General features: G+C 62.2%; 7 protein-coding genes. 1 reads left to right on the top strand and 6 read right to left on the bottom strand.

All coding sequences use genetic code 11. The features are described from left to right. Nucleotides 1-154 precede the first annotated feature (154 nt). Nucleotides 155-1,048, top strand: coding sequence for a sensor histidine kinase (locus H6B31_RS12225; protein WP_204898776.1), 894 nt, complete (start codon nucleotides 155-157; stop codon nucleotides 1,046-1,048). Between the two features lie 230 nt (nucleotides 1,049-1,278). On the opposite strand, the gene H6B31_RS12220 is transcribed toward H6B31_RS12225, so the two are convergent. From H6B31_RS12220 to H6B31_RS12195, 6 genes are all read right to left on the bottom strand, one after another. Continuing rightward, nucleotides 1,279-1,551 (bottom strand): hypothetical protein, encoded by a 273-nt coding sequence (locus tag H6B31_RS12220; RefSeq protein WP_204898775.1) that lies wholly within the window; start codon nucleotides 1,549-1,551, stop codon nucleotides 1,279-1,281. Nucleotides 1,552-1,563: 12 nt separating this feature from the next. Then, the gene (locus tag H6B31_RS12215; protein WP_204898774.1) at nucleotides 1,564-1,839 is read right to left on the bottom strand and encodes a hypothetical protein; all 276 of its coding nucleotides are present in this window, start codon (nucleotides 1,837-1,839) and stop codon (nucleotides 1,564-1,566) included. Between the two features lie 5 nt (nucleotides 1,840-1,844). Next, on the bottom strand, nucleotides 1,845-2,180 hold the full coding sequence (locus H6B31_RS12210; RefSeq protein WP_204898773.1) for a DUF2089 family protein: 336 nt from the start codon (nucleotides 2,178-2,180) through the stop codon (nucleotides 1,845-1,847). A gap of 152 nt (nucleotides 2,181-2,332) precedes the next feature. Further along, a complete protein-coding gene (locus H6B31_RS12205) occupies nucleotides 2,333-4,705 on the bottom strand; it encodes an S-layer homology domain-containing protein (protein WP_204898772.1) in 2,373 nt (790 codons plus the stop codon). Nucleotides 4,706-4,727: 22 nt separating this feature from the next. Next, nucleotides 4,728-5,975, bottom strand: coding sequence for an ABC transporter permease (locus H6B31_RS12200; protein WP_204898771.1), 1,248 nt, complete (start codon nucleotides 5,973-5,975; stop codon nucleotides 4,728-4,730). Further along, on the bottom strand, nucleotides 5,972-6,667 hold the full coding sequence (locus tag H6B31_RS12195; RefSeq protein WP_087288591.1) for an ABC transporter ATP-binding protein: 696 nt from the start codon (nucleotides 6,665-6,667) through the stop codon (nucleotides 5,972-5,974). The genes H6B31_RS12200 and H6B31_RS12195 overlap by 4 nt, the downstream gene beginning before the upstream one ends. Nucleotides 6,668-6,671: the final 4 nt, after the last annotated feature.

The raw sequence follows: 6,671 nt of genomic DNA, 5'->3' as shown, positions 1-6,671 counted from the left end.
GCAACTACCATTTTACTGGCTTTTCCTCTTTGAGTCACTCTTTTTATTTACTGTTGCACTTGCATTGTAAATCGGCACGCTGGGAAAGTCACTCGCCGCCCGCAGGCGGCGAAACTCCTCCGTCCACATTTTAATTCCATAGGAGGTCTCTCCAATGCTGATTCTCCTCATCCTCTCTCTTATCCTGCTCGCGGCGGTACTGTATGCCCAGTACCGCCGAAGCCGCGCTCTGCGCCGGGCGGCCCGGGATCTGAAGGAGGCCCGCGTAGCTCCAGGCACCCGCCTGCGGCTATACAGTCCGGACGACAAGCTGGAGGAGCTGCTGTCCCAGATCAACGGCCTGCTGGAGGACAAGGAGCGGGAGACCCGCGTCCTGCGCAGCCGGGAGGAGAGTTTACGACGGCAGATTGCCAACGTCTCCCACGACCTGCGCACTCCGCTGACCTCCATTCTGGGCTACCTCCAGCTGATGGGGCGGGAGGACATCTCCCCGGAGGAGTACCGCCACTGTCTGGAGATTGTGGAGGGACGGGCCAAGGTGCTCCAGGACTTGATCACCTCCTTCTACGACCTGTCCCGTATCGAGGGGGGCGAGTACCCCCTGGAGCTCCAGAGCGTGGACCTGCGCCGCAGCCTGGAGCCCCTGCTGGCGGGCTTTTACGAGGACTTCGAGCAGGCGGGGTTCCAGGTGACGGTGGAACTGATGGAAAGTCCGCCGGCCGTCTCCGCTGACCCGGGGGCGGTGACCCGGATCTTGACCAACCTTATCGGCAACGCCCTGAAGCACGGCTCCAAAACCCTGGACATCCGGCTGTATCAGGAGGGGCAGACACTGGTCACGGCCTTCTCCAACGACGCGCCGGAGCTGACTCAGGAGGACCTGCCCCGGGTGTTCGAGCGGTTCTACACCGCAGACCAGATGCGCACCGGCCAGAACACCGGCCTGGGGCTGGCCATCGTCAAGGCGCTCTCGGAGCAGATGGGCCACACCGCCTTCGCGGATTTGAAGGACGGGGTGTTCACCGTGGGCGTGCGGTGGAAATTATGAAAAGCAGGGCGGACGCCCTGCAAAAATGCCGTTACTTTCCCGCCGCTGCGCGGCGGAAAAGTCCTCGCTGCGCTCGCTGAACGCCTTGCCGTGCAAGGCATTCAGGGCATTCGATCTCATTCGAGGCGGGCTGCCGCCCCCTCGAGCTCCCCCGCAATAACTCGGGCGGATACGTCTTGACAGAAGTTTTTTGACAATCTGAAAAAAGCAGGGCATCCGCCCTGCTTTTTTCATAGGTCTTTTGCTTTCATTTGGTCCAGCTGCGCCTTTTCATGTTTACCGGCCTTCAGCCGGCCCGCTCCCCAGGCCGCAGCCACGGCCAGCACGCACAGAAGCCCGGTGATCCCGTACTCCGTTGTCTGCTCCAAGAAGCTGACAGCCAAAAACAGGGCGGCCAGGGCGGCGGGCAGTACTGCGCCAAACCCCGGTTTGCGCATCAGTCCCAGGTGATACTGGACGGCCAGGATGGCAAAGGTGAGCAGTAAGATGATGATTTCCTTCATAGCAACGCCTCCTTACAAATCTTTTGCTTTCATCTGCTCCAGTTCCCTTTTCTTGGCCGCCAGGTTTCCCTTGAGCCAAAGCAGGAGAAGAATCAGCGTAGGGAACACCAATATCTTCCAGTCCGCGGGCAGGGAGATCTGGCCGCGTGACCAGAGAAAGGCCAGAAGGCCGAACCAGACCAGGGGGACAATGCCCCCCAGAAACCAGAACCGGGGGCTCCGGCGGCTGGCCCAGATGTGGAATGCGAGGATGAGAAACGCGATGACAAGGGAGAGAGCGGGATTCATGCCATTTACCTCCGATCTTGCTTTAACGGTGTGATGTTGCTGGGTCTGCGGTGCTCCTCCTGCTGGTACCGGTCCAGAATCAGCTTGGCGGTCTCCAGGTCGATACGGGCGTCCACGGCCAGCCCCTTGATGAAGGCGGAGAAGGGCTCCTCCTCCTTCTGGTCGCTGAGCTCGATCTTCTGGATGAGTTTGTCCAGCCGCAGCCGGATGGTGGGATAGGATACGGAGTACAGCTTGGCGATCTCCTTGAGAGAGCCGGATTTGAGAACAAAATTCTTTAAAAACCCGGCGTCCTCGGGCTCCAGATCCAAAATCCAGGCGGGAATCTTATCCAGATCCATCTCAAGACTCCTTTCACAAACGATTTAACTATATTTAGTATATACTAAATAATATTAAAGTCAAGAGAAAAATAAAATTTAATTTTGTGTTCGAGACAGAGAGAAGGCAAAAAGAGGGCGCGGCCGGAGCCGCGCCCTTGAAAACGCTGGGATCAATTTGCGGTAACGATGCGGACCTTATCGCCGATGGGGTCGATGTAGACCGTCAGCTTGCTGGAGAAGGCCAGGCAGGCCCGCAGGCGGTCCATGCCGTCCTCCTGGTCGAACCAGCTCTTGGTGGCTGTCTTGTAGCACTCCACGCTGTCGGCCACGGCGTAGGTGCGACCCTTGACGGTAACGTAGTAGCGGCCGTCCCGCTCGAAGAAGTCGGAGGGGGAAGCCTGGTACTCGCTGAGCTCCACGATGCTGATGATGAGACCGTTCTTTCCGGCCACCGCGCCGATCAGGTCGCCGGTCTTGCCGGCGTAGCCCGCCTTCTCGTTGAACTTGAGTACATTCCGGTTCTCCAGGCTCCAGGAGGTCTTGTAGTTCTCCTTGGTACCCACCTGCTCGCCGTCATCCCCGTAAATGGGCTCCTCGGTGACGGTGGTGTGGCCCACCATTCGGCCGTAGGTGTAGGCGTCGCCGGTGACGTTGTTGAGGATGACCACGTCCACGATGTCGGAGCTGTTCATATGCACGCCGGTGATCTGGTTCTGGGGGATGGCACCGTAGTCCAGATTGGACAGCGGCACGGCCACCTGGGCGCCGTCCCGGAACTGCTCGTACACCCGCACGCCGGGGGCCACCTTGTACTCGCCCAGGGTGAGGGCCTTCGGGTCGAAGTCGCCGGGGGCTCTCTGGGTGGACAGGCGGGAGGCGTTCAGCATGTTCTCATCGGTGGAGGTGATGGTGCACACCTGGTTCACGTTCTTCAGCTTGCTCTCCGAGCCCTTCAGCTCCATGGTGCCGCCGTTGGGCAGGAACAGGTCCACAGTGGTCTCTCCGGTGACCATGCCGATGGCGGTGGAGCGGGTCTGGGCGCTGGAGGGCAGGATGGCGGCCACCTGGCCGTCCACGGTCATCAGCAGGGAGACCTGCTGGCCCGCCGACACCTGGTCGGTGAAGTTCCACGCGCTCTCCAGCACCGGGAAGGTGTGGCCCAGCAGGGTAATGGACGTGGGGGCCTTGGGGCTGGGAGACGGGTTCTGATACTTGCAGGTGAGGCGCAGGTCGGACACCAGCAGGGTGTTGGACATGCTGTCGTAGGTGACCACGTCGTAGGGCTGGATCTGGGACAGGCTGATGGTCTGCTGGTTTTTCAGAATGGTGTAGCCCGTGGCGCCGCCGGTGAGCCGGTGGAAGTCGGCGGCGTTCACCCGGTCCATGACCACCACAGCGTCCGCGTCGGTCGCGGTGGCGGTGGTAGCCGCGTAGATGGCGGTCACCTTGCCCCGCAGGGTGAACAGGGTCAGGCGGCTGCCGGCGGTGAGGGTCATATAGCCCTCGGAGTAGGGCTTCCCTTCGCTGGAGCCGGAGGTGTAGATGGGGGTGTCGGCGGCGATGGTGTACCGGCTGCCGCCCATGGCGGTGAGATAGCTGGGCTCCGCGTTGTCCAGCAGGGAGACGGTCACCGAGGTGCTGTCGTCGGGGACAAAGGTGACGATCTCGCTCTGGTCGTTGAGGACCAGCACGCCCCGGCGGCCCACTAGGGCGGTGGGGGCCACGTCCTCCGCGTCGGGGAGGTAGGTGCCCTCAGAGGTGCGCACCGCACCCATGGCGGAGCCGTCGTCGGTCTGGGTGTTGACCGCCAGCAGGACGGTGTCCCGCTTGGACTCGCTGCCCAGGGTGGTGTAGTAGTCCTTTCCCTCCCCGGTCTTGCAGGAGAGGGCGTTGACAAACAGCTGGGCGGCCTGGGCCCGGGTAAGGGTGTCTCCCGCCTTGGCGCTGATCCCGTCGGTGAGGCCGATGGACTGGGCCAGATTCAGATAGCCGTCCGGCCACACCGCCCCCACTTTGTCGCTGGAGTAGCCCAGCACCCGGATGAGGATGGTCACCGCCTGGGCGAAGGAGAGCTCCTGCTCAGGCAGGAACCGGCCGTCGCCCACCCCGGCGATCAGAGGGGTGCCGGGGGAGGGAGTGGTCCCCTCGCCGGAAGAGGAGCCCCCCGAGCTGGACCCGGAGCCCGGGTCCACCATGGTGGAGGCGGCCAGATTGATATATCCCCTGGCCCAGTGGCTGGAGGGCACGTCGGTGAAGATGGTGCGGGTGGAGTGGAGGACCACCTGGTCCCCCAGCCCCATGAAGTTGACCGCCATGGTGCAGAACTGAGCCCGGGTCAGCTTGTCATTGGGGCGGAAGGTGTTGCCCCCCGCGCCGGAGACCACCCCCATCAGACGCAGGATGTCGGCGTTCACCGCTGTGGCGGGGTCGCTCACATCCTGAAAGGAGGAGGCCCCGGCCGCTCCCGCCGGGAGGGGGATCACCAGCCCGGCGGCCAGGGCGGCCGCCAGCAGGGCGTGGATCATTCGATGTTGTTTTCTCATAGATATGTTCTCCCTTACAGCGTTAATCTGCCCGCAGGGCCACCACCGGCTGGAGGCCGGAGGCCTTGATGGCGGGGTACATGCCGAAGATAATGCCCAGCGCCACCGAGATGGCGGCCGCTCCCAGGGTTACCCCGGGGCTGGGAATCAGGATCATATTGAAGGACAGCTTGCCCACGATCAGAGTCCCGATATAGCCTACGACAATGCCGAACAGTCCGCCGATGCCGCAGATCATGGCTGCTTCAATCAAAAATTGGACAATGATGCTCCTCCGTTCGGCACCGATGGCCTTGCGGATGCCGATCTCCCGGGTGCGCTCGGTGACGGTGACCAGCATGATGTTCATGATGCCGATGCCGCCCACCAGCAGGGAGATGGCGGCGATGCCCCCCAGGAACCGCTGCTGCATGGCGTCGGCCTGGTTTTGCTCCTTCTGGTAAGTCTGGGGGGAGGTGACGCCGTAGCTGCCGTTCTGGTCGCCGATGAGTCCGGAGAGAAAACCGTTCAGGCTGGTGACCGTGGGGGCGATGGCGTCCGAGCTTTTCACCTTGACCACAAACTGGTCGATGGGCTGGTTGCTGTTGAAGTAGCGGGTCATGGTATAGGGGATGAGGATCATCCGGTCCTTGCGCTTGATCTCGTCCAGCAGGTACTGGTCCTCCTCCTTGGTCCCGACCTTCACCCCCTTGGACTTGCTCTCATAGACGCCCACCACCCGGAAGGGGATGCCGTTGATGGTGATGGTCTTGTCCAGGGGGTCGGCGAAGGAGAACAGCTCCTCCGCCGTGGCGGAGCCCAGCACGCACACCTGATTGAGCTTTTCCATGTCCAGAAAGGACAGCTCCCGCCCCCGGGCGATCTGGTAGTCGTTGCACAGGCCGTACTGGTCGTTGCCCAGATAGAGGGTGGTGGCGGTCTGGTAGTCGTCGGTGGGCAGAGTTTTGGAGCCGTAGGAAATCTTGGGGCTGCTGCTGACCTGCCCGTTGGGGGTGACGCCCACCACCAGATTGTCCAGACCCAGACAGTAGTTGTACAGGGACTTGGATACATCCAGGGAGGAGTCCCAGGTATAGGCGTAGACCTCCACCGTATTGGTGCCCATGCTCTCGTAGTAGGCCCGCATGGCGGCGTTCTGCCCCTGGGCGTAGGACACCAGGATGATCACCGCCGCCAGGCCGATGATGATGCCCAGCATGGTGAGGGCCGAGCGCCCGATGTTGGAAAAGATAGACTTGGCGGCCATTTTGAATGCCTGGCCCAGCTTCATAGACCCACCTCCTCTCGGGTGCCGTCGGCCACGATGCGGCCGTCGGAGATGCGGACCACCCGGTGGGCGGTGGCGGCGATGCCGTTGTCGTGGGTGATGAGAATAATGGTAGAGCCCTCCTGGTTCAGGGTGTGGAGGATCTCCAGCACATGCCGGCCCGTCTTGGAGTCCAGGGCTCCGGTGGGCTCGTCGGCCATGATGATGGGGGGATGGGTGGCGATGGCCCGGGCGATGGCCACCCGCTGCTGCTGGCCGCCAGACATCTCGGCGGGCTTGTGCTTCCAGCGGGAGTCCATGCCCACCTTTTTCAGGGCCTCCATCACCCGCTCCTCCCGCTGGAAGATGGACACCCCCTGATAGATGAGGGGCAGCTCCACGTTTTCATAAGCGGTGAGGGCGGGGATCAGGTTGTAGCCCTGGAAGATAAAGCCGATCTCCTTGTTGCGGATGTGGGCCAGCTGCCGGTCGGAGCGGTCGTTGATGTGGGTGCCGTTGAGGATGTAGTCCCCGTAGGTGGGGATGTCCAGGCAGCCCAGGATGTTCATGAGGGTGGATTTGCCCGAGCCGGAGGCGCCGATGATGGCCACGAACTCCCCCCGGTCGATGGACAGGGTGACCCCGTCCAGGGCCCGGACCTCGCTCTCCTTTCCCTCGTTGTAGATTTTATAGAGGTCTTTCACGTCAATGAGCATGGCA

This window comes from Pseudoflavonifractor capillosus, assembly GCF_016899775.1.
GTDB lineage: Bacteria > Bacillota > Clostridia > Oscillospirales > Oscillospiraceae > Lawsonibacter.
This window is presented reverse-complemented; position numbering and strand designations above follow the sequence as displayed.

What these genes read in the sequence shown, in the direction of transcription:
- H6B31_RS12225 (WP_204898776.1), top strand. Translation starts at nt 155, where the DNA reads ATGCTGATTCTCCTCATCCTCTCTCTTATCCTGCTCGCGGCGGTACTG.
- H6B31_RS12220 (WP_204898775.1), bottom strand. Translation starts at nt 1,551, where the DNA reads ATGAAGGAAATCATCATCTTACTGCTCACCTTTGCCATCCTGGCCGTC.
- H6B31_RS12215 (WP_204898774.1), bottom strand. Translation starts at nt 1,839, where the DNA reads ATGAATCCCGCTCTCTCCCTTGTCATCGCGTTTCTCATCCTCGCATTC.
- H6B31_RS12210 (WP_204898773.1), bottom strand. Translation starts at nt 2,180, where the DNA reads ATGGATCTGGATAAGATTCCCGCCTGGATTTTGGATCTGGAGCCCGAG.
- H6B31_RS12205 (WP_204898772.1), bottom strand. Translation starts at nt 4,705, where the DNA reads ATGAGAAAACAACATCGAATGATCCACGCCCTGCTGGCGGCCGCCCTG.
- H6B31_RS12200 (WP_204898771.1), bottom strand. Translation starts at nt 5,975, where the DNA reads ATGAAGCTGGGCCAGGCATTCAAAATGGCCGCCAAGTCTATCTTTTCC.
- H6B31_RS12195 (WP_087288591.1), bottom strand. Translation starts at nt 6,667, where the DNA reads ATGCTCATTGACGTGAAAGACCTCTATAAAATCTACAACGAGGGAAAG.